At 52.6% G+C, this 26,300-nt stretch carries 33 protein-coding genes; 15 read left to right on the forward strand and 18 right to left on the reverse strand.

The window, feature by feature from the left end; all coding sequences use genetic code 11:
- Positions 1–111 precede the first annotated feature (111 nt).
- The 3 genes from rluD to ACTNE6_RS01495 are packed head-to-tail and all read left to right on the forward strand — an operon-like array spanning position 112 to position 2,609.
- Positions 112–1,068 (forward strand): 23S rRNA pseudouridine(1911/1915/1917) synthase RluD, encoded by a 957-nt coding sequence (gene rluD, locus ACTNE6_RS01485; RefSeq protein WP_194969463.1) that lies wholly within the window; start codon positions 112–114, stop codon positions 1,066–1,068.
- Entirely contained in the window at positions 1,043–1,777 is a 735-nt protein-coding gene (gene pgeF / locus ACTNE6_RS01490) for a peptidoglycan editing factor PgeF (RefSeq protein ID WP_442498373.1), read from the forward strand. Before rluD ends, pgeF begins: the two co-directional genes overlap by 26 nt.
- A gap of 4 nt (positions 1,778–1,781) precedes the next feature.
- The gene (locus ACTNE6_RS01495; RefSeq protein WP_442498374.1) at positions 1,782–2,609 is read left to right on the forward strand and encodes a ZIP family metal transporter; all 828 of its coding nucleotides are present in this window, start codon (positions 1,782–1,784) and stop codon (positions 2,607–2,609) included.
- A 33-nt stretch (positions 2,610–2,642) separates the two neighbouring features.
- On the opposite strand, the gene ACTNE6_RS01500 is transcribed toward ACTNE6_RS01495, so the two are convergent.
- Complete coding sequence (locus ACTNE6_RS01500) at positions 2,643–4,277, reverse strand: alpha-D-glucose phosphate-specific phosphoglucomutase (RefSeq protein WP_442498375.1); 1,635 nt, start codon at positions 4,275–4,277, stop codon at positions 2,643–2,645.
- A 72-nt stretch (positions 4,278–4,349) separates the two neighbouring features.
- On the opposite strand from ACTNE6_RS01500, the gene ACTNE6_RS01505 reads away from it, so the two are divergent.
- Positions 4,350–4,892, forward strand: coding sequence for a L,D-transpeptidase family protein (locus ACTNE6_RS01505; RefSeq protein WP_194969467.1), 543 nt, complete (start codon positions 4,350–4,352; stop codon positions 4,890–4,892).
- A 127-nt stretch (positions 4,893–5,019) separates the two neighbouring features.
- Positions 5,020–5,298, forward strand: a complete 279-nt coding sequence (locus ACTNE6_RS01510; protein WP_194969468.1) for an Lpp/OprI family alanine-zipper lipoprotein — start codon at positions 5,020–5,022, stop codon at positions 5,296–5,298.
- Positions 5,299–5,357: 59 nt separating this feature from the next.
- Here the strand turns inward: ACTNE6_RS01510 and ACTNE6_RS01515 are convergent, their stop codons facing one another.
- Together ACTNE6_RS01515 and rdgC are read right to left on the reverse strand one after the other, a co-directional pair.
- Positions 5,358–6,416 carry a L,D-transpeptidase family protein gene (locus tag ACTNE6_RS01515; RefSeq protein ID WP_442498376.1) on the reverse strand — a complete coding sequence of 353 codons (1,059 nt, stop codon included), beginning with the start codon at positions 6,414–6,416 and terminating at the stop codon, positions 5,358–5,360.
- Positions 6,413–7,321 carry a recombination-associated protein RdgC gene (gene rdgC, locus ACTNE6_RS01520; protein WP_194969469.1) on the reverse strand — a complete coding sequence of 303 codons (909 nt, stop codon included), beginning with the start codon at positions 7,319–7,321 and terminating at the stop codon, positions 6,413–6,415. The genes ACTNE6_RS01515 and rdgC overlap by 4 nt, the downstream gene beginning before the upstream one ends.
- Before the next feature lie 83 nt (positions 7,322–7,404).
- Here rdgC and ACTNE6_RS01525 point away from each other — a divergent pair, with 83 nt between their 5' ends.
- From ACTNE6_RS01525 to yjgA, 3 genes are read left to right on the forward strand one after another with little or no spacing between them, the layout of a single operon-like run.
- Positions 7,405–7,920: a DNA-deoxyinosine glycosylase gene (locus tag ACTNE6_RS01525; RefSeq protein WP_194969470.1), complete on the forward strand. Its 516-nt coding sequence runs from the start codon at positions 7,405–7,407 to the stop codon at positions 7,918–7,920.
- Between the two features lie 25 nt (positions 7,921–7,945).
- Entirely contained in the window at positions 7,946–8,134 is a 189-nt protein-coding gene (locus tag ACTNE6_RS01530; protein ID WP_434485131.1) for a hypothetical protein, read from the forward strand.
- Between the two features lie 5 nt (positions 8,135–8,139).
- Positions 8,140–8,751, forward strand: a complete 612-nt coding sequence (gene yjgA, locus ACTNE6_RS01535; protein ID WP_442498377.1) for a ribosome biogenesis factor YjgA — start codon at positions 8,140–8,142, stop codon at positions 8,749–8,751.
- A 4-nt stretch (positions 8,752–8,755) separates the two neighbouring features.
- Here the strand turns inward: yjgA and dinB are convergent, their stop codons facing one another.
- The 8 genes from dinB to lptM form a co-directional block, all read right to left on the reverse strand.
- Complete coding sequence (gene dinB, locus ACTNE6_RS01540) at positions 8,756–9,835, reverse strand: DNA polymerase IV (protein ID WP_442498378.1); 1,080 nt, start codon at positions 9,833–9,835, stop codon at positions 8,756–8,758.
- Positions 9,836–9,841: 6 nt separating this feature from the next.
- Positions 9,842–10,156 (reverse strand): DUF4389 domain-containing protein, encoded by a 315-nt coding sequence (locus tag ACTNE6_RS01545; protein ID WP_194969474.1) that lies wholly within the window; start codon positions 10,154–10,156, stop codon positions 9,842–9,844.
- Positions 10,157–10,164: 8 nt separating this feature from the next.
- Complete coding sequence (locus tag ACTNE6_RS01550) at positions 10,165–11,217, reverse strand: DUF2333 family protein (RefSeq protein ID WP_194969475.1); 1,053 nt, start codon at positions 11,215–11,217, stop codon at positions 10,165–10,167.
- Between the two features lie 118 nt (positions 11,218–11,335).
- Positions 11,336–12,241, reverse strand: a complete 906-nt coding sequence (xerC, locus tag ACTNE6_RS01555; protein ID WP_442498379.1) for a tyrosine recombinase XerC — start codon at positions 12,239–12,241, stop codon at positions 11,336–11,338.
- Positions 12,242–12,246: 5 nt separating this feature from the next.
- A complete protein-coding gene (locus ACTNE6_RS01560; RefSeq protein ID WP_442498380.1) occupies positions 12,247–12,930 on the reverse strand; it encodes a DUF484 family protein in 684 nt (227 codons plus the stop codon).
- Positions 12,927–13,754 (reverse strand): diaminopimelate epimerase, encoded by an 828-nt coding sequence (dapF, locus tag ACTNE6_RS01565; RefSeq protein ID WP_442498381.1) that lies wholly within the window; start codon positions 13,752–13,754, stop codon positions 12,927–12,929. Before dapF ends, ACTNE6_RS01560 begins: the two co-directional genes overlap by 4 nt.
- Positions 13,755–13,807: 53 nt before the next feature.
- Positions 13,808–15,055, reverse strand: a complete 1,248-nt coding sequence (gene lysA / locus ACTNE6_RS01570) for a diaminopimelate decarboxylase (RefSeq protein WP_442498382.1) — start codon at positions 15,053–15,055, stop codon at positions 13,808–13,810.
- 1 nt (position 15,056) lies between these two features.
- Positions 15,057–15,185 carry an LPS translocon maturation chaperone LptM gene (lptM, locus tag ACTNE6_RS01575; RefSeq protein WP_228778987.1) on the reverse strand — a complete coding sequence of 43 codons (129 nt, stop codon included), beginning with the start codon at positions 15,183–15,185 and terminating at the stop codon, positions 15,057–15,059.
- Between the two features lie 458 nt (positions 15,186–15,643).
- Between lptM and ACTNE6_RS01580 the strand changes: the two genes are divergently transcribed.
- Positions 15,644–16,525, forward strand: coding sequence for a fructosamine kinase family protein (locus tag ACTNE6_RS01580; protein WP_442498383.1), 882 nt, complete (start codon positions 15,644–15,646; stop codon positions 16,523–16,525).
- Here ACTNE6_RS01580 and ACTNE6_RS01585 read toward each other — a convergent pair.
- Entirely contained in the window at positions 16,410–17,450 is a 1,041-nt protein-coding gene (locus tag ACTNE6_RS01585; protein ID WP_442498384.1) for a homoserine kinase, read from the reverse strand. The two genes, ACTNE6_RS01580 and ACTNE6_RS01585, sit on opposite strands and share 116 nt — an antisense overlap.
- A gap of 11 nt (positions 17,451–17,461) precedes the next feature.
- Complete coding sequence (locus ACTNE6_RS01590; RefSeq protein ID WP_442498385.1) at positions 17,462–17,797, reverse strand: DUF2782 domain-containing protein; 336 nt, start codon at positions 17,795–17,797, stop codon at positions 17,462–17,464.
- 219 nt (positions 17,798–18,016) lie between these two features.
- On the opposite strand from ACTNE6_RS01590, the gene ACTNE6_RS01595 reads away from it, so the two are divergent.
- The 6 genes from ACTNE6_RS01595 to ACTNE6_RS01620 all read left to right on the forward strand — a co-directional run bounded on the left by ACTNE6_RS01595 (position 18,017) and on the right by ACTNE6_RS01620 (position 23,459).
- A complete protein-coding gene (locus tag ACTNE6_RS01595) occupies positions 18,017–19,321 on the forward strand; it encodes an NAD(P)/FAD-dependent oxidoreductase (RefSeq protein WP_442498386.1) in 1,305 nt (434 codons plus the stop codon).
- Between the two features lie 32 nt (positions 19,322–19,353).
- Complete coding sequence (locus tag ACTNE6_RS01600; RefSeq protein ID WP_194969484.1) at positions 19,354–19,884, forward strand: YcxB family protein; 531 nt, start codon at positions 19,354–19,356, stop codon at positions 19,882–19,884.
- A gap of 154 nt (positions 19,885–20,038) precedes the next feature.
- Positions 20,039–21,922, forward strand: a complete 1,884-nt coding sequence (locus ACTNE6_RS01605; protein ID WP_442498387.1) for an ATP-binding cassette domain-containing protein — start codon at positions 20,039–20,041, stop codon at positions 21,920–21,922.
- Positions 21,923–22,011: 89 nt separating this feature from the next.
- Positions 22,012–22,524, forward strand: coding sequence for a hypothetical protein (locus ACTNE6_RS01610; protein WP_194969486.1), 513 nt, complete (start codon positions 22,012–22,014; stop codon positions 22,522–22,524).
- An 8-nt stretch (positions 22,525–22,532) separates the two neighbouring features.
- Complete coding sequence (locus ACTNE6_RS01615) at positions 22,533–22,976, forward strand: universal stress protein (RefSeq protein WP_194969487.1); 444 nt, start codon at positions 22,533–22,535, stop codon at positions 22,974–22,976.
- A gap of 69 nt (positions 22,977–23,045) precedes the next feature.
- On the forward strand, positions 23,046–23,459 hold the full coding sequence (locus ACTNE6_RS01620) for a TM2 domain-containing protein (protein WP_331818824.1): 414 nt from the start codon (positions 23,046–23,048) through the stop codon (positions 23,457–23,459).
- A 73-nt stretch (positions 23,460–23,532) separates the two neighbouring features.
- Here ACTNE6_RS01620 and ACTNE6_RS01625 read toward each other — a convergent pair whose 3' ends face one another.
- The 5 genes from ACTNE6_RS01625 to ACTNE6_RS01645 form a co-directional block, all read right to left on the reverse strand.
- Positions 23,533–23,736, reverse strand: coding sequence for a cold-shock protein (locus tag ACTNE6_RS01625; protein WP_020159073.1), 204 nt, complete (start codon positions 23,734–23,736; stop codon positions 23,533–23,535).
- 145 nt (positions 23,737–23,881) lie between these two features.
- Positions 23,882–24,292, reverse strand: coding sequence for a CBS domain-containing protein (locus tag ACTNE6_RS01630; RefSeq protein WP_194969489.1), 411 nt, complete (start codon positions 24,290–24,292; stop codon positions 23,882–23,884).
- Entirely contained in the window at positions 24,289–24,639 is a 351-nt protein-coding gene (locus ACTNE6_RS01635; RefSeq protein ID WP_194969490.1) for a P-II family nitrogen regulator, read from the reverse strand. The genes ACTNE6_RS01630 and ACTNE6_RS01635 overlap by 4 nt, the downstream gene beginning before the upstream one ends.
- An 8-nt stretch (positions 24,640–24,647) precedes the next feature.
- A complete protein-coding gene (locus tag ACTNE6_RS01640) occupies positions 24,648–25,427 on the reverse strand; it encodes a DUF1538 domain-containing protein (RefSeq protein ID WP_442498388.1) in 780 nt (259 codons plus the stop codon).
- Complete coding sequence (locus ACTNE6_RS01645; RefSeq protein ID WP_442498389.1) at positions 25,424–26,230, reverse strand: DUF1538 family protein; 807 nt, start codon at positions 26,228–26,230, stop codon at positions 25,424–25,426. Before ACTNE6_RS01645 ends, ACTNE6_RS01640 begins: the two co-directional genes overlap by 4 nt.
- Positions 26,231–26,300: the final 70 nt, after the last annotated feature.

A 26,300-nucleotide genomic window follows, 5' to 3' on the forward strand; every position in this document is an offset into this window, starting at 1 on the left:
ACGACACGTTGTAATATTAGAGGTTTTCTCGCAGGATATAGCCGCGGCGCTTGAAATGGCCATATAGCCGGCGAGTATAACTTAACATCGAGTTAATCAGAAGAATTTGTTATGACGAGATTAACGGCAGAAGTGCCTTTAGAATTGGCCGGTATGCGTTTGGATCAGGCGCTTGCGGAGCTGTTTGGCGATTATTCGCGCAGCAAGTTGCAAACCTGGATCAAGTCAGGTCGCGTGCTAGTCAACGGCTCAATGCTCAAGCCGAAAGACAAGCTGGAAGGCGGCGAGGAAATCACGCTGGATGCCGAGCCGGAGGTGGTGATTACCTGTGAGCCCGAAGAGATCCCTCTGGATATCATTTACGAAGACGACAGCCTGCTGATCGTCAACAAGCCGGCCGGACTGGTCGTGCATCCGGCTGTCGGAAACTGGAGCGGCACCTTGCTGAATGCTTTGCTGCATCATGCGCCGAATCTAGAGACCTTGCCTCGGGCCGGCATCATCCACCGCATCGACAAGGATACCAGCGGACTGCTGATGATCGCCAAGACGCTGCAGGCGCATAATAGTCTGGCTCAGCAATTGCAGGACCGTGAGATTACCCGGGAATATCTGGCTATCGCGCGCGGCCGCATGACTGCCGGCGGCACTGTCGATGAGCCGATCGGCAGGCATCCTACTGACCGTAAACGCTATGCGGTCAAAAACTCCGGCAAGTTTGCCGTGACCCATTACCGCGTCATCCAGCGCTTTGCCGGGCACACATTGATTCGGGTCAAGCTCGAAACCGGACGTACGCACCAGATCCGCGTGCACATGGCGCATATCCGCTATCCTCTGGTTGGCGACCAAGTGTACGGCGGGCGTTTCCAAATGCCGCCTCATTGCAGCGAGCATCTGGAGCAGGCATTGCGCAACTTCAAACGGCAGGCGCTGCATGCGGCAAAATTGGGACTGCGGCATCCGGTCACTGATGAATATTTGGAGTGGGAACAACCCTTGCCTGAAGACATGGTCAATCTGCTTGAAGCATTAGCTGAAAATGAACAGCAACAAACACTGGCTTGAGCCGGATTGGCCCGCGCCCGGCCACATACATGCCGCGACGACATTGCGCTCTGGCGGCGTCAGTAAAGGTGCGTTTGCCAGCTTAAACCCGGCCACGCATGTCGGCGATGATGCCGAAACGGTCAGGCAGAATCGGCAGATCATCAAAGCGATGCTGGCGCTGCCCGCCGAACCTGTCTGGCTGGAGCAAGTTCATAGCAACAAAGCCGTCGATGCAGGAAAAACGCAATCACTGGTCCAGGCCGATGCCAGCTTTACCGATGAGGCAGGGGTTGTCTGCGCGGTGCTGACGGCCGATTGTTTGCCGCTGCTGGTCTGCAATGCCGAAGGTTCCCGGATAGCGGCTATTCATGCCGGCTGGCGGGGCTTGTTGTCCGGCGTGATAGGCAATACGGTTACGGCGATGGGCAATCAGGATCTGCTGGTCTGGCTGGGGCCTGCGATCGGACCCGCGTGTTTTGAGGTCGGTGCCGAAGTGCGCGAAGCTTTCATTGAAAAATCAGCAAGGTTTGCTGCGGCTTTCAAAGAGTGCGGCAATGGCAAATGGCTGGCCGATATTTATCAGCTGGCTCGAGTAGATTTGGCCGCTCTTGGCATAGACAGAATTTATGGCGGTAATCTATGCACCGTTACGGATCATGAACGTTTTTATTCCTATCGCCGGGATAAAGAGACAGGACGCATGGCGACATTAATCTGGAGAGACTGAAGTAGTGAGTTTATTGGTATTTATTGTTATTTTTACTGCCGTAGGCGGGCTTTTAAGCGTTATGGCTGCCGCAGTCTTTCTATTAATGCCGGATCATCACAGGGAAGCGGTTTTGCCGCACGGGATCAGTTTTGCGATCGGCGCGCTGCTGGCCGTAGCTTTCTGGGGCTTGATTCCCCATGCGTTCGAAGACGTCAGGCCGGAGCAGATCCAACCCTTGTCCGGAACCATCCTGGCCGGCATACTCGGTTTTTTCGTCCTGGAAAAACTGCTGATCTGGCGCCATTGCCATTACGGTGGCGGTTGTGAAGCGCACGGCGATGAAGACGCTCACGATCATGCGCATGTGCACGCGCACAGCCATGGGCACGGTAAGTCCGCCGGAGCCTTGATCATTCTGGGCGATAGCATCCACAACTTTGTCGACGGCGTGTTGATCGCGGCCGCGTTTTTAACTGATGTGAAACTGGGCATCGTGACCAGTCTGGCGGTGGCTGCGCACGAGATTCCGCAGGAAGTCGGCGATTTCGCGATTTTATTGCAGAGCGGCTATGGTAAAGGCAAGGCGCTGTTCTATAACATTCTGGCCAGTTTGACGACGGTTGTGGGCGGTGTGCTGGCTTATTTCAGCCTGGAGGATCTGCATGACAGTCTGCCGTATTTTCTGGCGTTGGCGGCTTCAAGTTTTATTTATATCGCCGTTGCCGACCTGATACCGTCGCTGCACAGGAAAACCGACATGAAGGCATCCTTGCAGCAGATTGCCCTGATCCTGGCGGGCGTGCTGCTGGTTTGCCTCATGCACGGCATTGCCCATGATATTGAGATGTAGGCGCAGGGGCTGAACCCTGCACCTTGAACTGGCTCAAGTGATAACCGTCGGTCCGGTCCGGCCGGTGCGTTTTTTAACCTCGCAAAGCTGTTCGGCGAGATCGATCAAATCGGCCAGCGCGACTTGCGCATCCTGATCGTGCCTGTCGGGATTGACCTCGAAGCGTTCCAGGTAGATTCTCAACGTGGCGCCGACCGTGCCGGTGCCCGACAGGCGGAATACAATGCGGGAACCGTTTTCAAAGCCGATGCGGACACCTTGGTTCTCGGTGATGCTGTCATCTATCGGGTCCTGGTAGCTGAATTCATCCGCATACTTGACGACATATTCGCCAAATGACCGGCCTGCTAGTGTCGGCAACAGAGACCTGAGATGCTCAATAATATCGTTGGCGATGTCGCTGGTTACGGTTTCATAGTCGTGGCGGCTGTAGATGTCGCGGCCGAATTTCCGCCAGTGCTCATGCACAATATCGGCAACCGGCTGGCGTCTCCTGGCGATCAGGTTCAGCCAGAACAGCACGGCCCATACCCCGTCTTTTTCTCGCACATGATTGGAGCCGGTGCCGAAGCTCTCTTCGCCGCAGATCGTGATTTTGCCCGCATCGAGCAGATTGCCGAAGAACTTCCAGCCGGTCGGCGTTTCATAGCAGGGAATGCCATATTTGGCCGCGACACGGTCGACGGCCTGGCTGGTCGGCATCGAGCGCGCAACGCCGCTCAGGCCTTTGGCATAGGCCGGAATCAGATGCGCATTGGCAGCCATAATGGCGAGGCTGTCGCTGGGCGTGACAAAGAAATGGTCGCCCATGATCATATTGCGGTCGCCATCGCCGTCGGAAGCGGCGCCAAAAGTCGGCGCGGCAGGGCTGAACATTTTCTCGGCCAGTTCCTGCGCGTGCGCCAGATTAGGATCGGGATGATGGCCGCCGAAATCCTCCAGCGGCTCGGCGTTGATGACCGAACCGGGTTGCGCGCTCAGCATGTCTTCCAGTATTCTTTGGGCATATGGGCCGGTAATGGCGTGCATGGCATCGAAGCACAAGCTGATATAGCCGGAGCTGATGCTTTGCTTCAGCAGCGGAAAATCGAAAATCGACTGCATCAGTTCGGCATAATCGCTTACCGGATCAACAATCGTGATTTTAATGTCGCCGATCTGCTGTGTGCCGATGCTGTCCAGGTCTACATCGGCCATGGTTGCGATTCTGTAATTGTCGATAGACTGGCTGCGCTGAAAAAAGGCCTGTGTATATTTTGCCGGTGCGGGGCCGCCGTTATCGGCATTGTATTTAATGCCGAAATCTTCGTCAGGACCGCCCGGGTTATGGCTGGCGGAAAGGATCAGGCCGCCGAAGGCCTTGTTTTTTCTGATCAGATGCGATGCCGCAGGTGTGGACAGTAATCCGCCCTGGCCGATGATCAATTCGCCAAATCCATTGGCTGCCGCCATTTTAATGATGATTTGTATGGCGGTTCGATTAAAATACCGACCATCACCGCCGAGCACGAGTTTTTTGCCGGCAAAGTCGTCCAAAGAATCGAAGATGGACTGGATGAAATTTTCCAGATAGCCCGGCTGCTGAAATACTTTAACTTTTTTTCGAAGTCCGGATGTGCCCGGGTTCTGGTCGTTATAGGGGTGGGTAGTGATCGTTTCTATTTGCATATTTTTGCCTTAGTGCGACAATTATCCTGATGAGCTTAAGTATGGAAACCTTTATTCTAGTGTAGATTATTTATGTGGCGAATTTATTTATTACTCTATTGTAGTTGTTGTGCTACGGTTGTATCTGCCGCTGAGGATATATGGCTGCTGGTGGATACGAGCGCGCTAAAGATTGAAGTCAAAAAAGGCGAGAAGACGCTTGAAACCCTCGACGGTATTGCGATTGGCCAGGGCGGCGCGGGCTTTAAGCATCATCGAGGCGATAATATCACGCCTTTTGGTGATTACAGGATCGGCTGGGTCGGTGAGCAGAGCGCCTTTAAAAAATTTTTTGGTTTAACCTATCCTTCCGTAGAAGATGCTGGGAAAGCGCTGGAGCAGGGATTGATAAATCGCGTCACCTATAACAGTATCGTATACGCTCACAAGCACAATCAAGTGCCTCCGCAAAATACCCCATTAGGCGGACGGATAGGCATTCATGGCTTAGGTCGGGCCGATGAAAAAATCCATAAAATGATGAATTGGACGCATGGCTGCATCGCCTTGACCAACAGTCAGATTGATCATTTGAGTCATTGGATAGATAAAGGGACAATGGTCAGGATAAAATAGTCAATGGATAGATAAGGGAATAATGGGAGAAACTAACTTAAAGCTGGAAAAAAGCTTGAAAATAGTGTAGAATCTAATTTGGAAGTACTCTTTACGTAGTAACAACTTTGAAATAAGGAAAAATAATATGAAAAAAGTAATTAAATTATCAATGATCGCTATGGCTGCTACTCTGGTTGTTGGTTGCGCCACTAACTCAGATATCGATAACCTGCAATCACAAATTGATGGTTTGAATTCTAAAGTTTCTCAAGCTTCAGCTGATGCTGCCAGCGCACAACGTGCTGCTGCTGATGCGGCTGCAAAAGCTGCTGATGCAGAACAAGCTGCTAACCGCGCTGCTCAATACGCTCAAGACACTAACAGCAAACTGGATCGTATGTTCAAAAAATCAATGATGAAATAATTCATCATTTTTTGATGCATAGAGAGAGCCCACTGGGATTTTTTCCCAGCGGGCTTTTTTTATGGGATTAAAGAAGGTGCGGGGCCGGCTTCCGTCATGGAAGGACGCTTATAAATGGCGACAGGGATGCCATTATGCATTTGCAGAGCCTTTTTCAGTGTCGCACCATCAAGGACCGGCATTTGATTGTTGTTAGCGCGTTCAATCAATTTTAGCGCCAGCTCCAGGCGTGCCAGGTATTTTTTTTCCGTCTGTTTGGGAATGGTTCCATTTTCGTCTTCCGCTTCAGTTTCAGCCAAAGTCGGATGAACTTCTATATACAGCGTATCCTGATGCCAGCCGACCTTAACCGGTTGGTTGACAATATAGATTGGCGTGCCTGTCTCTATTTCCGGGTACAGCTCTTCAATATCCTCCGGATACATGCGAATGCAGCCATGGCTGACCCTCATGCCGACGCCGAAAGGTTTATTGGTGCCGTGGATTAAATAGCCCTTTACGCCGAGATACATCGCGAACAGTCCTAGAGGATTGTCGGGCCCGGCCGGTATGAATGCCGGCAGAATATCTCCCTTGGCGGCATGTTCCGCTCTGATCGATGCGGGCGGTGTCCAGACCGGGTTTTCAGTTTTGCGGATAATTGTTGTTCGCCCTAATGGCGTTCGCCAATCTACGCGGCCGATGCTGTGCGGAAAGGTTTTGACGATTCCACTCTCGCCTTCCGCGTGCCTGGGAAAATAATACATGCGGTATTCAGGAAGGTTCAGCGTCAGGCCTTTCCTTGGAGTATTAGGCAATAAGCGTTGAGAGGGTAAGCGGACCCGAGTGCCCTGGCCCGGCAGCCATCTGTCCACGTCCGGATTGAGCAGCAGAATTTCGAGCTGCCCCATATCGTAATGCCGGGCGATATCGAGCAGTGTGTCTTCATCGTTGGCAGTGGCGTAAAGCTCGCTGGCCGATGGGTCACCGATCAGGCTGTCGCCCGGGCTATCGGGCAGTTCATACGTTGTGGCTGAAGCAGGGAAGCTGGATATCAGCAGTAATAATACGACCAGCCTGCGGATAAAAGACGGCATAAGATATCTTTTAGGAATCAGGATGGTCGTTAGATGGGTCATGCTTTATTTTCTCCGCCGAATAATTCCATAAGACGGGGCAAAAAGTTCGCCAGTTCCAATGACATAATCGAAAAGTCCACATCGAATTGTTCGGCTTCGTCGTGGGCTTCGATATCGGCAACCTGATCCTGGATCAAATCAAGAAAGCGCAGGCGCTTGATGGACAGATGCTCATCAATAACAAAGGAAAGCCGGTCATCCCAAGTAATGGCCAATTTAATCGCTTCCTTGCCGGTATCGAGATGGTTTTTGATCTCCGGAAGCGTCAGATCATGGCGCTTGCAGCGGATGATGCCGCCTTCCTCTTCGGGTGAGCGCAGCTCACATTCGTCTTCAATCGTAATATCGGCCGGTGTTTGATGATTGATCAGCCACTGAGTCATGGTAAAAACCGGTTTTTCCACCGTATTGGGCGGCACGGCCGGCAATGAACCCAGGCATTTGCGCAGGTTGCTGAGCAGGTCCTCTGCCTTTTTGGCCGAGGCGGCGTCAATGATCAGCCAGCCGCCTTTGGGATCGATATAGGCGTAGGTTTTGCGCGAAAAGCTGAATGCCCTGGGCAACAGCTCAAAGATCAATTCGTCTTTGATGGCGGTACGTTCCTTTTTGGCTAATTTTCGGCCCTGCTGGTCCTCCGCTTCCAGGATTTTTTCCTGCAGCATGTCATTGACTACGGCAGCCGGCAGCACTTTTTCTTCTTTTTTCCCGCACAGCATCATAAAACCGTTCGCAGTGTGCACCAGTTGTGCTGAAGCATTGCCCAAAGGAGCGGTCCAGCCAAAGGAGAATTCCTCATGATTGCCACAAGGACGAAATGCCATTTGCTCAAGTTTTTGCTCCAGTTCAGCTGGAGATAAGGTGAAATCTTCGGTGAGACGAAAAATGCTAAGATTTTTAAACCACATGCGTAACAGATACTCTATAAAATTGACGAGAGCGTATTATCGCGCAAAATTGCCGGGCTAAAATTAAAATTTATAGAATGAGTATGACTGATATTAGAGGATTCGCTCCGATTGTTTCCAGGGGGGCGCAGGTGTTGATTCTGGGGTCCATGCCCAGCGAAATCTCACTGCTTAAGCAACAGTATTACGGCCATCCCAGTAATGCATTCTGGCCGATCATGGGCGCATTGTTCGGCGCTTCTCCTGATCTTGATTATGAGCGGCGTAAGGTTATTCTGATGGAGAACAAGGTAGCGGTCTGGGATGTGCTGCAAAGCTGTCAGCGGCAGGGCAGCCTGGATTCGAATATAGCGTGGGCATCGATAAAAACCAATGACTTTGTCGGCTTTTTTAGCGAGCATAAGTTTATCAGGCACGTATTCTTCAATGGCGGCATGGCCGAAAAGGTCTATAAAAAATATATTCTGCCAAGCCTGGATCAACGTTTTACCTATCTTGAATATCAGCGTTTGCCTTCAACAAGTCCAGCCCATGCGTCTTTGAATTTGGCACAAAAAATAGAAGCATGGAAAGTGATTAAGCAGCCTGTGGTAAAGTAGGCGTTATTTATACGGCGAGGCAGAGATGGAAGCATTTTCAAGCTGGGAAAATCTATTGTTGGGCGTTCTGGCGCTGCTGATTATTTTCTGGATGCGGCCCGGGATTAAGGCATCACTCGAGCAAAGCAGAAAAGCGCCGGCAGACTGGAAGGCAGTGCTGGTGCCTTTGGGCCTTGTCGTGCTGTTTGTGGTTTTTTTAATGGTAGTGGTTTAGATCAGATGAGCGAAGAAGAATACGAATACGAGGAAGAATACGGGTACGAATACGATGAAGACGAGGAGGTGGAGTATTATGCGGTCCGCCCCAACAAGTCGCAGCAAAAGCGCGATATGGCCGCTCTTTTCGCTTTGGGTGAAGAATTGTCGGGTTTGCCTGAGGCGCAATTAAAAACTTTTGAGCTGCCTGAAAATCTCCATAAAGCTATCGTCCAGGTTGCAGGCATGCCGCCAAAAGGTGCGAGAAAACGGCAGCTGAAATTTATTGCCGGCCAGCTGCATAAAATCGATATAGAACCCATTCAGGAAGGACTGGCCCGCATCAAGAGCAAAAGTGCGCATGCGGTCAGGGAGCATCATATCATCGAGCGCTGGCGGGACAGATTGATTGCAGAAGGCAACGAGGCGCTGGCCGAACTGCTTGATGAGCAGCCGCAGGCGGACCGGCAGCAGTTAAGGCAGCTGTTGCGCAATGCCCAGAAGGAAGCCGCAGCGGACAAGCCTCCCAGATCTTCGCGCCTGCTGTACCGTTATCTGAAAGAAGTGTTTGAGTTCGATGGCTATAAATCAGCTGATGACGAACCGGTTGACGATGATTCGGAGTCGGATTTGTAGCGGCTCAGTTAAACAAGTCCGTTTGCTGGAAATGCGTCAGTCTGGACCGGTTTTCCAGCGATGACAGCGTAACGCCGAGCAGCCGTACTCTACGCGCGCCAATATCGGTATTGCGCAATAAATCTTCCAGGATCGCAAGCGTGCCCGATGTGGTTGTCACCGCGTGGGGCAGGGTTCGACTGCGCGTGATCTGGACAAAGTCGTGGTATTTGATTTTGACGGTTAAAGTATAGGCAGCCAGCTGTTTTTCGGCGGCTCTTACCAGGGCTTTTTCCAGCAGGCTATGCAGTTGCGCGATGATCTCCTGTCTGGCGGTAATGTCCCGCTGAAAAGTCGTCTCTACGCCCACCGATTTACTGATCCTATGGCTGTTGACGGGGCGGTTGTCAATGCCTCGGCAGATGTTGTAATAATGGCGGGCCGATTTGCCGAAATGCTGCTGTAACGCCGCCAGCGGCAAGTTTCTTAAATCCTTGCCGGTCTGTATGCCCAACGCTTGCATTCTCTGTGCTGTCGCTTTGCCGATGCCGTGGAATTTATTGATAGTGAGCTGTTCGACGAAGCGGGCGCCCTGTTCCGGTGTGATCAGATAAAGCCCGTCCGGCTTGTCCATATCCGAAGCGATTTTGGCGAGAAACTTATTGTAAGAAATGCCGGCCGAGGCAATCAGGCCGGTTTCCTGTTTAATTTCGGCCTTGATGGCTTTGGCTATGAGCGTGGCCGATCCCTGGTGCGATTGAGTATCGCTGACATCCAGATAAGCTTCGTCAAGCGACAGCGGTTCGACCAGTTCGGTATAGCCGGCAAATATTTTTCGAATGGTTTGCGATGCTTCCCGATAGGCTTCGAAGCGGGGTTTGACAAAAATAGCCTGCGGGCACAAACGGTAAGCCTGCGATGAAGGCATGGCCGAATGGATGCCGTACTGTCTGGCCTCATAGCTGCAGGTGGCAACGACGCCTCGTGTGTCGGGGGCGCCTCCGACGATCAGCGGCTTGTTCCGGTATTTGGGAAAATCCCGTTGCTCGATGGCCGCAAAAAAAGCATCCATATCGATATGAATGATTTTGCGGATACCATCCATGGCGGGTTATTTTTTTGAATCCCTCGGCTCGGGCAGGTTCATCTCTTCAGTCATCTGCCAGTCCGAGAAAGGGAAGGGCAGCGTATCGGTATTGAAAGTCAGAAACAGCAGGATGTGGTAGGTGTAAGCCGAAAGGCTGCGGCCGAAATTGAGGACGTTGCTGTTGACTTTGCCGGTCAACAGCATGGAGGCGACTTGCAGCGCGATAATCGCCCACAGCAGCATTCTGACCAGGGTGATGATGGCTGCAAAAATCAGTATAAAGAAAATCCGTTTCCAAGTGCCGAGCTTTTTCAGATTCTCGTTGATTTGCTCTTGCATGATCGGCATTACCCCCGGTTCATGATGTCACGCAAGTCCAATGCTGCCGCATTGGCGCGCGCGATATAGGTTGCCAGGGACAATGAATAGTTCGCGAACAGGCCATAGCCGCTGCCATTCAAAACCATGGGGCTCAGGATTGGAGCCAGTGCGTTTTCAAAGGATTTGATCATGATGTCGACCGTATTCATGGCGCGTTTATCCAGCAGGATGTCATGGAAATCATGCTTGATGGCCCGGAGGATATGCAGCAGGGCCCAGCTGGCGCCGCGGGCTTCGTAGAAAACGTTATCGATCTCCAGCCATGGGGTCTGGGCTACTATCGGCACGGTTTTGGTCTCACGGGCCTCGCCTGTAACGCCGGTTTCAGCAGTGCCCGGTTCAAGCACTGCCAAGCCGGGTATGATTTCCGCACCAGCCACGCTGGCGCTCAGGCGCGTGGACAAACCACCCAGACGCTTGATCACCACTTCCACGTATTGCGCCAGGTTGTCGGCTCGGGCATAGAACTGCCCACGCTTCACGGGGCCGCCGTATTTTTGCAGGCGCAACATATACTTATGCAGCGCCTCGATGCCTTTTTCATATTCCGCTTCCGTTGACGGCAACGCCCACGAATTGTGTTCGTAGTAGAAGTAAGGCTCCGCGACCGCCAGATCGGCATCTTCGGCCGATTGCGATTGATCTCGGGCAAAATGGTTTCTTAATGCCGAGGTGGCATCGCGCAGCATGACCAGGGCGCCAAATTCCCAGCTGGAAATGTTATCCAGCAATACGCCGGGAGGCGCAACGTCATTGGTGATATAGCCGCCGGATTTATGCAGCAGGACATCAGCGATGTGAGCCAACGTGTTGGCATAGGTATAGCCTAAAGGCATTTCAGTAGTATTGGTTTCTTTTGCCCTTTCCAGCGCTTCTTCCTGTACATTGAACTGATCCGGTTCACTTCCCCACCAGGCACCCAGGATGAATAGAACAACTAGTACCACCAGGACTAATACGCCGAAGCCCCAGAGTATTCCTTTAGATTTTACATCTTGCAGTGTATCGCTTGCCGCCATTTTTCAGGTGTCCCGTAAAGATAGAGTGTCTGCGTGATAAAACAGATTACTTTGTCTACTAAAATTAGCCCACATGGTAGCAGATTTTTTAAATATTTGCTGACCAAGCAATGGCCCGTTATGATTTTTTTTTGGCTCTCGGATGGGCTTTATCGTAGACTTCAGCCAGATGTTGGAAATCCAGATGCGTATAGATCTGTGTCGTACTGATATTGCTGTGTCCGAGCAGTTCCTGCACGGCTCTCAGGTCCTGGCTGGATTCGAGCAGATGGCTGGCAAAAGTATGCCGGAGCATATGCGGATGCAGGTGTTCGGCGATGCCTTTTTTCCGGCACCACTGCGCCAGTCTTAACTGAATGCTGCGCGGGCCCAGTCTCGTGCCGCGGCTGGAAACGAATAATGCGGACTCGGCGGCGGCAGCCATCTTTAAACGCTGAGCCAGCCAGTTCTCAAGCGCGCTGACGGCCTTGCCGCCGATAGGCAGCAGCCTCGATTTTCCGCCTTTACCGGAGCGCACGACCAGCGAGCGGTCGGGCAGATCAATGTCGGTCAGGTTCAGAGCGGCCAGTTCGCTCAGGCGCAGGCCGGAAGAATAGAATAATTCAAACATGGCCAGATCACGTATTTCCAGCACTGAACTGGTTCCTGCTTCCAGCAGTCCTCCGATCTGGTCCACATCCAGCGTCTTGGGCAGTTTTCTGCTTTGTTTGGGCGCTTTGACATACTGGGCCGGATTGCTTTCGGCCAGACGTTTCTTCAACAGGAAGTTATAAAAACTGCGGATTGCCGACAGTTCGCGCTGCAGGCTCTTACTGCTGATGCCCTGACGGTGCCGGCCTGCGATGTGTGCTCTGATATCGCTTTGCTTGAGATCGATCCAATGATCGATAGCTTTGCTCTCGCAATAGCGGAGCATATGTCCGATATCCCGCCGGTAGCTTTTTATCGTGTGTTCGGAGGCGCGTGCCTCAACCTGGAGTTGGTCTAAAAAGGCCGTTAATGCGCGCTCGGCATCGGTACGCATAATAATCAGGCGGCAAGCAGTGAAATAAGCCGGGTGCCGATGATTTCACTCATTTGAGTCAGAAACAGGTTGCCCATGCTGTAGTGAAATCGGCTCTCTTCCCGGCTGCCGATGGCCACGATACCTTCGAGCTCGGTAAAGACCATGGGAATGATAGCGCAGGATTTGACGTCCGGCGCGGCCTCTCCGAACAGCACTTTAGCCTGCGCCAGTGTCGGACGGCCGCATTTGGGTTGATTGGCGGCCAGTTCCTTTGTGAAGGGTTTCAAGTCTACGCTGCCCGGTGCGATGAACAGATTGGCGATCGACGCGTCCGGCTTGTGCTTAATGATGCGAATCGCGACAAAATCGGTCAGAAAATAGTCGGACAAGACCATCTCAAGATTGGCGATGGCTTCCTCCAGCGTGGACGCATCCAGCAAAGCCAGGGTAAGCTTGTGCATGCGGCTGAGGGATGTGTCGTTGTCTCTGGCAATCTCAATGAGCGCCTTAAGCTGGTTTTCCTGTTCCTGATGCTTGTTTCTGTACAGCTCCAGCTGTTTTGAAATCAACGATACGGCGCTGCCGCAGGGGTGCGGGATGCGCATGTTTTCCAGCAGCTGCAGATGGTCGCTAAAAAATTCCGGATGCCGTTGCAGGTATTGTGCAACCTGAACCGCAGTCAGTTCCGGGTTTTGCTGTACGGTCATAACGCCAGTGTTCCATCGAAAACGGTGACGGCCGGCCCCGTCATGAATACAGGCTCTCCGCGGCTTGACCAGCTTATTTTCAACTCGCCGCCCGGCAGTTCCACGAAAACATCATGATCCAGCAGGTTGTGCTCGATGCCGATTACCACGGCGGCACAAGCGCCGCTGCCGCAGGCCAGCGTCTCGCCGGCGCCGCGCTCGAAAACGCGCAGCTTGATATGCTGGCGGTCAACTACCTGCATAAAACCGATATTGGCGCGCTCAGGGAAAACCGGGTGCCGCTCCAGTTCACTGCCCAATTCAGCCACCGGCGCGGTTTTTAAGTCGTTGACTTGCAGAACGGCATGCGGATTGCCCATCGAGACAGCGCCAAACGCTCTTTCAGTGCCGTTTACCGCTACGGTGTAATATTTGGATTCTTCCTCGACAAGCATAGGGATTTCGTCGGGTGCATGCCGGGGCACGCCCATATTGACCGTAACAAGATCATCTTCATCAAGATGCAGCAGCAGTTGGCCCGAATTGGTATCAACGCGTATCTCGTCCTTATCGGTCAACTGTTTGTCTCGGACGAAACGGGCAAAACAGCGTGCGCCATTGCCGCACTGGGCGACTTCGCTGCCGTCGGCGTTGAAAATCCGGTACTTGAAGTCGGCATTGGCGCTGACCGGTTTTTCGACCAAAAGCAGCTGGTCGAAGCCGATGCCGAAGTGCCGGTCGGACAGTTGCCTGATCTGCTCTGCGCTTAAGGCGACGTGTTGATTGATGGCGTCAATGACGACAAAGTCATTGCCGAGGCCGTGCATTTTAGTGAAGTTGATCATTTATGTGCTTCAAGGGATAGAGTGAAAATGGGTTGGTTTCCGGCGCCGATGGCTCATGGCAGCAGCTGCTCTCCGGCCCAAAGTTGGGCGATCGTTTCCCTTGCTCTGATCAAGTGCAGATCATTTCCGTCGACCATCAGCTCGGCGACACGCGGCCTGGAGTTGTAATTCGAGCTCATGGAGAATCCGTAAGCGCCCGATGACCGTACCGCCAATAAGTCGCCCTGGGCGATTCTGAGCGTGCGATCCTTGCCCAGGAAATCGCCCGTTTCACAGACCGGGCCGACGATATCCCAGCGCATCTCCGGCGCCTGGCTTTGCTTTTTGACCGTGATGATCTCTTGCCAGGCGCTGTATAAAGAAGGGCGCACCAGGTCGTTCATGGCCGCATCGACGATAGCGAAGTTTTTGTGGGCTGTCGGTTTGAGATATTCAACTTGGGTGACCAGAATGCCGGCATTGCCGACGATGGCGCGGCCCGGCTCCACCAGGATTTCAAAATCGTTGGCGCCCAGGCGCTCCAGCACAGCCCCGATGTAACCGGCCGGTTCGGGCGGCTGTTCGTCCTTATAACGGATGCCGAGTCCGCCGCCCAGGTCCAGGTGATGCAGAGCAATGCCTTCGGCTTTGAGGGTTGACACCAGATTCAACACGCGGTCCAGCGCATCAAGGAAAGGCCGGGCCTCGGTCAGTTGCGAGCCGATATGGCAATCGATGCCAACCACGTTGATATAAGGCAGGGCAGCGGCGCGCCGGTATTCGCTCAGGGCCTGCTCGATGTCGATGCCGAATTTGTTTTCTTTAAGACCGGTCGAGATATAAGGATGGGTTTTGGCGTCGACGTCGGGATTGACCCGGAAAGACACCGGCGCAATAACGCCCAGTTGCCCTGCAAGCCGATTAATCCGGTCCAGTTCGTCGCTGACTTCAACATTAAAACAGCGTATGCCGACTTTCAATGCGGCCAGAATTTCATCTTCGCGTTTGCCGACGCCCGAGAACACGATTTTTCCGGGATCGCCGCCGGCGGCAAGAACGCGCTCCATTTCGCCCAGCGAAACAATATCGAAGCCTGATCCCAGGCGGGCCAGCAAATTGAGAATAGCGATATTGGAGTTGGCTTTGACGGCATAGCAGATCAGATGCGGCTGCTCACCAAAAGCCCGATCAAAGGCGTGCCAATGCCGTTCCAATGTGGCTCTGGAATAAATGTAACAGGGACTGCCATATTTATAGACGATATCCTGCACTGCCACATCTTCGGCGAATAGCTCGTCATTTCGATAATTGAAATAATCCATGTTATTTATCTTTTTCCGGTTTTACATGAATGGGCGGCTGTTGGTCCGGCAAATAAAGCGGACCCGGTTGTCCGCAACCTGCAACAACTGAGCTTAGCAGTAATAATAGTAGTAATTTATAGTTTTTCATGAAGCATAATAAATAGAGTCAGCCACCATGTGATGCTTAGGACGCATGGTTATAAAAACAACTCACATAATAAGCCGAATTGTAATAAAAGGCATACAGCTTTATAGATTTGTCCGATTGTGTCCTGCAGCGAATGCCGGCGGGGGATAAAGTCAACTTTTAAAATCATAAGAAAATCGTGATTTTAACTGAAACTAAAGGACTGTTGAACTTTAAAAACAACCATGGAATTGAATGCGAAATGAATCCGGATTGGGTCGTCTGAAGTAGCCGCGTTTGAGCCTTTGCCATGTTGATATCGTTAATTCTGCACGCTTCCGGCATGTGCGCTATTATCTGGTCAGATCATCATTCGTTCATTTAGGCAGGACGGCCAGGCGTTATCGATGTCTGATGCGGTCAAATAACAACAAGGTCTGTCTTTGAAAAATAAAGTGTAGAAACGTGGTAGATAAATTATGAACTGGCAGATTATTTCAGAACACATCGCGGCGGCAACGGGACAGGCTTTTACGGTTATGTCATCGCAAGTCGTTAGCGGTGGCGACATCAATTCAGCCTACCGGCTGAAAGGGCATGATGAAACCTATTTCGTGAAGCTCAACCGCGCTGATCTGGCCGCTATGTTTGAAGCCGAATTCGAAGGGCTCAAGGAGCTGGCATCAACTCAAGCCCTGCGCGTACCTGCGGCCATCACTGCTGGCAGTACGGCAAATCATGCCTTTCTGGTGCTCGAAAACATTGAATTCGGCCCATCGAGCAAGGCGTCCGAGCGTCTGTTGGGCCAGCAGCTTGCGAGCCTGCATGCTGTAAAACAGCCGTATTTCGGCTGGCATCGCGACAATACGATCGGCAGCACGCGGCAGCCCAACGGTCAATATAGTGACTGGCTGGGTTTCTGGCGCGAGCAGCGCCTGGGCTTTCAGTTGAAACTGGCGGCATCGAACGGTTACGGCGAACGGCTGCAAGCGAGCGGCGAGCGGCTTCTCGGCGATCTGGATGCTTTATTTGGCGGCTACGCTCCGGAGCCTTCCCTGATTCATGGCGACCTATGGGCCGGTAATGCGGCCGTGGACAGACAAGGGCTTCCGGTGATTTTCGATCCGGCCTGTTACTACGGCGACCGGGAGGCCGACCTGGCCATGACCGAGCTGTTCGGCGGATTCGGCCGCGATTTCTATGCCGCCTACCAGGAAGCCTGGCCTTTGCATGAAGGCTACAGCGTCAGGAAGACGCTGTACAATCTGTACCACATTCTAAATCATCTGAATCTGTTCGGCGGCGGGTATCTACGGCAGGCCGAAAGCATGATGGCCATGCTTCAGGCCGAAGTGAAATGACCGAGGCCAGCCGCCGGTGCTGTTCCAGGATATGCCGGAAAACCAGCGGATCTTTCTGCTGGGTTATTTCGCCTGAGCGCGGATGCAGCCGATGATGCAGCCGCGATAACCAGAAGCGCAGCGCGGCGGCTCTGAGCATGAGCGGCCAGTGCCGCCTTTCCTGCGGTTCCAGCGGACGCAATGTTTCATAGGCCGATAGCAGGGCCATGATTTTTTCAGGATTCACGATGCCGTTATCGCAACACCAATCATTGGCCGTGATCGCGATATCGAGCAGCAGCGCGTCGGTGCAGGCGCTGTAGAAATCCAGCAGACCGCTGAGCCGTCCGTCCATGAACAGGACATTGTCCCTGAACAGATCGGCATGGATAACGCCGCGCGGCAGAAGATCCGTGCTGTTTTGCGACTGAATGCGCAATTCGTCGTCAATTAGTGCCTGGTCCGCCGGATATAAGAACGGGCCGATTTCCGCAGATACGCTCCGGCACCAGTCTAGTCCCCGGCGGTTCTTGATCGGAAACGCGTAGTTTTGCGTAGCGCAATGCAGGCGCGCCAGATGCAGGCCGATCTGACGGCAATGCGCAATCGACGGCGAAGCGACGGCGGCGCCGAGCAGATGCTTGAACAGCGCGGCCGGCTTATTGTTCAGGATGCGTAGCGACTTGGCTTGCCGGTCGGGCAAAGGGCGAGGGCAAGCGATTTCGCTTCTGCCCAGATGCGTCATTAAATCCATGAAGGGCGGCAGATCATCGGGCGCCAGCGACTCGAACAAGGTTAGGATGAAACGGCCCTGCGTGGTCGTGACAAAATAGTTGGTGTTTTCTATCCCGTCTTTAATCCCCTCGAAACCGGTGACTTTGCCAAGACTGTAAGTGCTGAAAAATTGTTCGAGCTGCAGGCGATTTACAGGCGTATAAACAGACACCGGTTATACTTTTACCATTCCAGGATTTTCCACATATTGATGTTGCTTTCCCTGTTCGCGTCATCACGGCGCACATCCATTATGCCGTCATTATTCTTATCAATGAAATAATAAGGCGGGCCGATATCCGGTATCACTTTGATCATATAAAGTTTGCCGGCCCGGCGATATTCTTGTATGGTCTGCTTGCCTTTGCGGATAATGGTGATATCAGGTTCCATCTCTTCGCCGCTTTGCACGGGCATGGGCGGCTCGGGCACTTCAGGCACGGCCTCGAGCTGGGGCGGCCGCTCATCAACGGCGAATGCCGGAAAGGCAATAAGGCTAAGTAATATAAAACGGCGCATGGTCGTGCCTCATCAGGAATAAAAACTGGCGTTATCTTATTACAGATTGGGGCGGCTTGCTTGATTAAAAACAGGATTGGGCATGAGCAAAATCAATCATCAGCGCACTGATTCGCTATAATGCCGTAAAAAAGGCGGTGCCTTTCGGTAGACGCAGTGGCATAACGTAAGGTTTATTTTAAATCTGTCCGGCTCAGGCAGATAATTTGGGGGATAGTGATGGCTGATAATAACGAAAAACATAAAATAGTGATTGTGGGGGGCGGAGCGGCCGGTCTTGAGCTCGCTACCAGTTTAGGCAATAAATTGGGCAAAAGAGGCCTGGCGGAAGTCATGCTGCTGGATGCTTCATCGACGCATATCTGGAAACCGCTGCTGCACGAGGTGGCCGCCGGCACGCTAGGCGAAACCGAAGAAGTCGAGTATCTGAACCAGGCGCATCGCAATCATTTTCGCTTCCGGCTGGGCCGAATGGAGGGGCTTGACCGCAAGAAGAAGGAAATCTATGTCAGCCCAACCCTGGGCGATAACGGCGAGGAACTGATCCCGCGGCGTACTTTCAGCTACGACACACTGGTCATGTCGGTCGGCAGCGTCAGCAATACGTTCAACATCAAAGGCGTGGCCGAGCACTGCATGTTTCTGGATACGACTTCGCAGGCATACAAGTTCCAGAAACAGCTCGTTAAGGCTTATATGAAGAACCATGCCAGCATCAACACCGCCGCCGATAAGCCGCTGTCGATCGCCATCGTCGGCGCCGGGGCTACCGGAGTTGAGCTGTCGGCCCAACTGCATGAAGTCACCGATCTGCTGGCCGTTTATGGGCTGGATGAGTCCAGCAACGTGAAGCTGACCATCATCGAGGCCGCGACCCAGCTGCTGCCGGCCTTGCCGAACAAACTGGCGACTGCCACGCAACAGCAATTGGTCAAGTTGGGCATCGATCTGAAAATGGGCCGCCGCGTGGTCGAGGTAACCAAGGAAGGCATCAAGACGCATGACGGGGAAATGATCGAAGCCGACCTTAAAGTCTGGGCGGCAGGCATTAAAGCGCCGGACTGGATGAAGCAGCTGGACGGCTTGGAAACCAATCACATCAATCAGCTGGTCGTTGATCAAACCCTGAAAACCAGCGATGATGATATTTTCGCGATGGGCGATTGCGCGGCCTGCCCTTGGGCCGGCCATGATGAAAATGTCCCGCCCCGCGCTCAGGCAGCCCACCAGCAGGCGTCGACGCTATACAAAACCATTTTCAACCGGCTGAATGGCCGCGTGCCGGTCCAGTATGTTTACCGGGACTACGGCTCGCTCGTTTCATTGGGCAAATACACCACGGTCGGCAACCTGATGGGCAATTTGATGGGCACGGTCAGCATTGGCGGCTTTATCGCGCGCGTGGTTTACCTTTCATTGTATAAAATGCACCAAGTGGCGATACACGGCTATTTCAGAACGGCGATGCTGACGCTCTCCAATCTGTTCAGACGCAGTGCGCATGCAAAAATAAAAATGCACTAAGCGCCTTATTTTTAAATTTATCAGAAATTATCATGCTAGAAATTGAATACGAGTTCCGCGAACAGGATTTAATCCACTTTAATGAGTTACGGTTGTCGAAATCCGGGGAGATGGAGAAAAATATCAGAAAGCACCGGCTGATCGTGCCGGCCATCATGACGCTGCTGGCATTTTTCAATTACATCTATTATGGGGACAAGATGTCGGCCGGCTATGTGTTGCTTTTCGCCCTCCTGTGGGCGATTTTTGCGCCGAAAATCATGATATGGGACATGCGCCGGCAAATATTGACTAATTATACCGACAAGGAAAAGGTCAATATGTTCGGCACTTACACCTTGACTATCGATCCGGCCAATCCCAAATTTCTGCTGGAGAAATCGCCCAGCGGCAAGCACAAAATGGCCTGGGAGGATCTGGTGCGGGTCGAATACGGCAACCGCTATGTCTACATCTATATCGATTTGAATACGGCCCTGGTGATTCCCGTCGAAACGGTCAAAAAAGGCAACCTGGAGCAATTCGCCGAGCAGGCCGAAAAAATGATTGAGAGGGCTGCTTAAATAGCTAAATAAGTCAGGCTGGGTTTTATACCGCTGATTGACGGTATAAAACCGCTGTTCCCTCGTTCATATATTTATTCCGCAGCCTGAACGAGAGGTTTGCGGAATTTGTTTTTTATGCGGCTATTCGAGCCGATTTTAACGCTGTACGTCCATGTTGAATTTTAGAAATATATCGTTGCGCCGGGGCGCCCGGGTCTTGTTTGCCAACGCCTCGTTCACTATCCATAAGGGCCAGAAAATCGGGGTCACAGGCGCCAACGGCGTCGGCAAGTCCAGCCTGTTTGCGCTGCTTCGGAACGAGCTGCACCTGGACGAAGGCGATTTCTCCATGCCGCCAGGCCTGGAAATCGCGCATGTGGCGCAGGAGACGCCTGCCGTCGGCTGCTCGGCCATCGATTACGTCATTGACGGCGATCGCGAATTAAGACGTCTGCAGCAGCAACTGGCCGCCGCCGAGCAGGCCGATGACGGCTTGAAACAGGCGCAACTGCACGCGGCGCTGGACACGATCGGCGGCTATTCGGCCCAGGCGCGGGCTTCTCGATTGATGAGCGGATTGGGCTTCATGCCTGAGCAGGAGCAGAACCCGGTCAGTTCGTTTTCGGGCGGTTGGCGCATGCGGCTCAATCTGGCCCAGGCCCTGATGTGCCGGTCCGACGTCCTGCTGCTTGACGAGCCGACCAACCACCTGGACCTGGACGCCGTGATCTGGCTGCAGGACTGGCTGTGCAAATATCCCGGCACGCTGCTGCTGATTTCGCATGACCGCGATTTCCTCGACGCCATCACCGACCATATCGTGCATATCGAGCAGAACAAGGCCGAAATCTATACCGGCAATTATTCGGCTTTTGAGCGAATGCGCGCCGAAAAGCTGGCGCAGCAACAGGCCGCCTATCTGAAGCAGCAACGGGAAATCGCCCATATGCAAAGCTTCGTCGACCGCTTCAAGGCTAAAGCCACCAAGGCGCGCCAGGCGCAAAGCCGCATCAAGGCCCTGGAAAGAATGGAACTGATCGCGCAGGCGCACGTCGATTCGCCGTTCGATTTCAGCTTTCCTGCGCCCGGCAGGATGCCCAATCCGTTATTGACGCTGGAGAAGGCCGACATCGGCTATGGCCAGAAACGCGTGATCGAACAGGCAAGCCTGTCGATATCGCCGGGCGACCGCATCGGCCTGCTGGGCCCGAACGGCGCCGGGAAATCCAGCCTGATCAAAGTACTGGCCGGCACCATGCCGCCATTATCGGGAACGCGGCGCGAAGCAGATGCGCTCAGGATAGGCTACTTCGCCCAGCATCAACTGGAACAATTGCGTCTGGATGAGAGTCCATTATGGCATCTGCAGAAACTGGACAATCAGGCCACCGAGAAGGATTTGCGCAATTTCCTGGGCGGGTTCGATTTTCAAGGCGACAAGGTGCTGGAACCGGTCAAGCCGTTCTCCGGCGGCGAAAAAGCGCGTCTGGTTCTGGCGATGCTGGTTTATCAAAACCCTAATCTGTTGCTGCTCGATGAGCCGACCAACCATCTGGATCTGGAAATGCGCCATGCCTTGAGCGTGGCGTTGCAGGATTATGAAGGCGCCATCGTTGTCGTCTCCCATGACCGGCACTTGCTGCGCTCGGTGACCGATCAGCTGCTGCTGGTGGCCGACGGCAAGGCCCAGCCGTTCGACGGCGATCTGGAGGACTACCGCCTCTGGCTGGCCGAACAGAAAAAAGGCGAGGAAAAGCCAGCGGCGGATGCCGCGCCGATGGTTTCGCGCAAAGATCAGAGAAAACTGGATGCGGAGCGCCGTCAGAAATTCAAGCCGCTGTACGATGCGCTGAAAAAAGCCGAGCAGGCGGTTGAAAAATACCATACAGAACAGCGCCAGCTGGAGCAACAACTGGCCGATCCCGCGATTTATACTGATTCGGAAAAAGATCGCTTAAAGCAACTGATGGAACGCAAGGTGCAAGTCGACAAAGCCTTGGAGGACGCTGAAGCCGCCTGGATGGAAGCCGAGGAAAAGTTGGAAGAGGCTAAATAAAATTCAACTTCCAGGACAAGAGCCAATAGCTGGAGGTTGCCGATTCAATAAATAGTGCCGAGGTTTAGCGCATATCGGGAAGGAAGATCATGTTCGAAATCATAAAGCTATTATTTGATATCTGCCTGTTCAAGAAAGGGCCCCAGCATTTGCCGTATTCGCCATCGCTGCTGTACGGCATGATAGGCACCTATGCCGTCGTTAACTTTCTGACGATCCATATCAGCGTAGGCCGGCTTTCTACATTGCTCGTAGTGACGGTCTGCACATTGATCGTTGTTGGATTCAGCTGGGTCATGCTGTATTTCGGGCACAGGCTGGCGCGATTTAATCAAACCACCTGTGCTTTATTGGGCACCGATGCGCTGCTCAGTTTCTTTGCCGTGCCCGGAATTTCCTCAATGGTGACCGGAGGCATGACTTTATTGGCATTTTCGGTCATGATAGTTCTGATGATCTGGCATTGGGTGATTACCGGCCATATTATCCGCAATGCGCTGGATCAGACGTTGATGTTCGGCCTGGGGCTGGCGTTTTTATACCTGTTCTCAATGTATCAGGTAATGGACTTGTTATTTCCCGACGCTACCGTCGTTGAATAGGAGAAATCATGGGAGACTATAAACATATATTGCTGGCGGCCGACTTTTCCGTACACGGGGAAGACGTGGCCAGGAGAGCAAAAGATCTGGCTGACAAATATCAGGCAGAATTGAGTATTGTGCATGTCGTGGACAACTTGCCGCTGACCGATGCGGCGTATGGGCCGGTTATCCCGTTTGATCTGGACTTGACCGAAGAGCTGATGGCGGCGGCAAAAGACAGATTGGCCAAATTGGCCGAAAGCCTGGGTATCGCCGAGGACCGCCAATGCATAGCGGTCGGCAGCCCGAAACTGGAAATCATCAGGGTAGCCGAAGAAAAACAAGCGGATCTGATCGTAGTCGGCTCGCACGGCCGGCACGGCCTGGCCCTGCTGCTCGGTTCGACAGCGAACGGCGTATTGCACCATGCGTACTGCGATGTGTTGGCTGTGCGTTTGAAAAACGAGTGAGAGGGTTAACTGGGCGCACAGACTTACAATTAATAAAGCGCTCTTGTATTGTTATTAAGGTAGATATAAATGATTGGACAGATTGAAAGTTATGATTCCGAGGCAAAAACCGGGGTCATAAAAAGCGATGAGGCATTGTTTGAATTTAATGCCGACGACTGGGCAGCGGAAGCGTCGCCGGAGCCAGGCGATGATGTCACTTTTGACGCAAAAGGCAATGCCGCTGTCAACGTGAATCTGGTGGGGGCTTATCTGGCTAAACCCGAGGCTGTCAAATACCGTTATGTGGCGGCTGTGTTGGCACTGGTTTTAGGCGGCATCGGTGCGCACCGGCTTTATTTGGGCTATTACTGGATTGCTCTGGCCCAGTTGGCGCTGACTGTTTTAACGGTCGGTTTCGGTGTGGTCTGGGGATTTATCGAAGCGGTGCTGCTTTTTGGCGGGCAGATGGACAAGGATGCCAAAGGCCGCCCTTTAAAATAGCTTGTTGAAAAACCATAAAAAAGGCCCTGATGAGCCATCATCAGGGCCTTTTAGAATCTGAATGCGATCCTTGTTATTTAGGTTGCACGTTAGCGGCAGTTAAGCCTTTTGGACCAGATTCGATGTCAAAGATGACTGTTTGGCCTGGGGACAGTGTTTTAAAACCTTCTCCCTGAATAACCGAGTGGTGAACGAAAACGTCTTCACTACCTTCTGAAGGTTCAATGAAACCAAAACCTTTTGTGTTATTAAACCACTTTACAGTGCCTGTTGCCATTTTGAAAACTCCTGAAAAAATAACTTACGGTTAACACAGAACTAAAACATTGATAACCGGACAACCTAACAACCTAGGAATCCCTAACTCAACATCTGCCGTCTGATCGCAGGCTATTGTACTGTTATTTTTCGCCGGATGCCATTTATTGAAAGATTTTGTAGAGTCCGTCAAGTACCAGCGCATTAGGGCTGACCATACCGACGACCTGCTGGTTTTCAACGACCGGCGCCCTGACCAGATCGTACTGGGCAAACAGCCTCGAACAATAGCGGATATCCATGTCCGGGGAAACGCTGATGACCGGCTTGGCCATGATTTCATAGACATTGACGCGCTCCGGCGCCCGGTCTTTCGCCAGCACATGGCGCGCGATATCGCCGGACGTGATCATGCCGAACTCATCGTCGTCATGGCGCTTATTGACGATCAGCACGGATGTTCTGAGCGCTTTCATTTTTTTCAGGGCGTCGGCCACGGTCGCAATGCCGTCGATGGTGCCGACCTCGGTTTTCATGATATCCCTGACGCGGGTTATGGGCTGCTTGACTGTCATATTTTGTCCTCGATTTCGTGGGTTAATTCTTCAACCTGATGCATGACGCCGATGGCGTCCTCGACATCGATCTGAAAGGCGATGCCGGTGCCGGGCGTGTTGTCAAACTGGGCGGCTTGCGAGACGGTTTCGAGAATGTGCCGGCTCAGATGCTCTTCCACCAGCAGCAGCACGACATCACGCTGCATCTCAAGCGACAGGCCGAAAAAGGTCTTGGAGCGCTTGAGGCCTTCGCCGCGGGCGTTATTGACAACGGTTGCGCCTTTGGCGCCGTTTTTACGCGCCGTTTCAAGCACCAGTTCGGTTTTGTCATCATCGACAAGTACGATAATTAATTTGAAATGCATGGTTTTCCTCAAGGGTTAGATGAAGTGCTGTTTCTGCTGAGCCATTGTGCAATTTGCGCATAGCCCAGTACAGCAATGACAGGAAATAAGCTGGCAAAGGCGATCAGGCCAAAGCCATCCAAAAGCGGGTTGCGGCCGGGTATGGCCTCGGCCAGTCCCAATCCCAATGCGGTGACCAGCGGTACGGTAACCATCGATGTAGTCACCCCACCTGAATCGTAGGCCAGGCCGATAATCATCTTGGGGGCAAAATAGGTTTGTATGACAATAATGACATAGCCGGCGATAATAAAAAAAGCGAGATCCAGCCCCGAGACAATTCGAAACGTACCCAAGGCCAGGCCAACAGCGACTCCTACGGCAACCGAGATCCGCAGACCCCAGGCGCGGATGGTTCCCCCCGAAATTTGCTCGACTTTAATGGCGACAGCCAGCAGGGCGGGTTCGGCTAAAGCCGTAGCGAAACCAATGCTGGCGGCAAAAATATAAACCCAAAAATAAGTGAGCCAGGATACAGGCTGATTGACAGGATCAATACCTAAAAATTCAGGCGCGGTCAGCTGGGACGCCATCAAGCCTCCAAGCGGGAACAGCGCCATGTCCAGACCTTCCAGAAAGACAACAATGCCGAGCAGGACATAGAAAAAACCGATCAGCGTTTTCCTGGGATTAGCAATGGGTCTGCGGATCACCCATAGCTGGAATCCGATGATAGTCGCCGCAATAGGCAAAATATCCCGGCAGGTTTGCAGTAATTCCACTGCTAAATGTATTAACCATTCAATCATATAAACATCCCGTAAGCCATGACGAAAATCATCGGCATCAATACCGCAAAAACTATTAGTCCGAAACCATCCGTTACCGGGTTGCGGCCTTTGATCGCGGTGGCAAGCCCGACGCCGAGCGCGGTCACCAGCGGCACGGTAATGGTGGAGGTGGCGATGGCGCCTGAATCATAAGCGATGCCAATGATCTCGGCGGGCGCGAAGGGCGTCATAATCGCAACGCAGCCAAACCCGAAAAAAACCGGGTAATAGACGGGCCAGCCCCGGAGAATCCTGAATATGCCGACTAAAATAGCGAAACCGATGGATAGGGCGACAGTAATACGCAGTCCTAATGCATAACTGTCCTTGGCTGCGTCAGTTTGTTCAATAAGTCCCCCGGCAGCGGCTATATGGGCGGCTTTTTCGGCAACGGCGATGAGCGCCGGTTCGGCAATCGCCGCACTAAAACCCAGGCAAAATGCAAAAGCCAACAGCCAGAACAGGCTGCCTTTGCGCGCAAAGGCGTGTGCCATCGACTCACCCAATGGGAACAGGCTTTGTTCCAGTCCTTGAACGAATAACGTGAGGCCGAGCACGACTAAAAGCGTGCCGATGATTAAATCGCTCACATCGGGAATAGGCAGCTGGATAACGAAAACCTGGAAGATAATCACGACGGCAAGAATCGGGACCAGATCCAGAAAACTGCTGAATAGCTGCCTGATAAAAGGATTGTCTATGAGGCGATGGCGAAGCGACGTATAGAAGTCCAGAAAACGCCCGTACAGCTGCCTGATAAAAGAATTTTTCGATAAAGGCATGTTTAATATAAATTTATTTTCATCATTAGTCTTTTTCAGTTAAGCAACAATCCCATTAAAAATCAAGTCG

Source organism: Methylobacter sp. sgz302048, from assembly GCF_052162025.1.
Lineage (GTDB): Bacteria > Pseudomonadota > Gammaproteobacteria > Methylococcales > Methylomonadaceae > Methylobacter.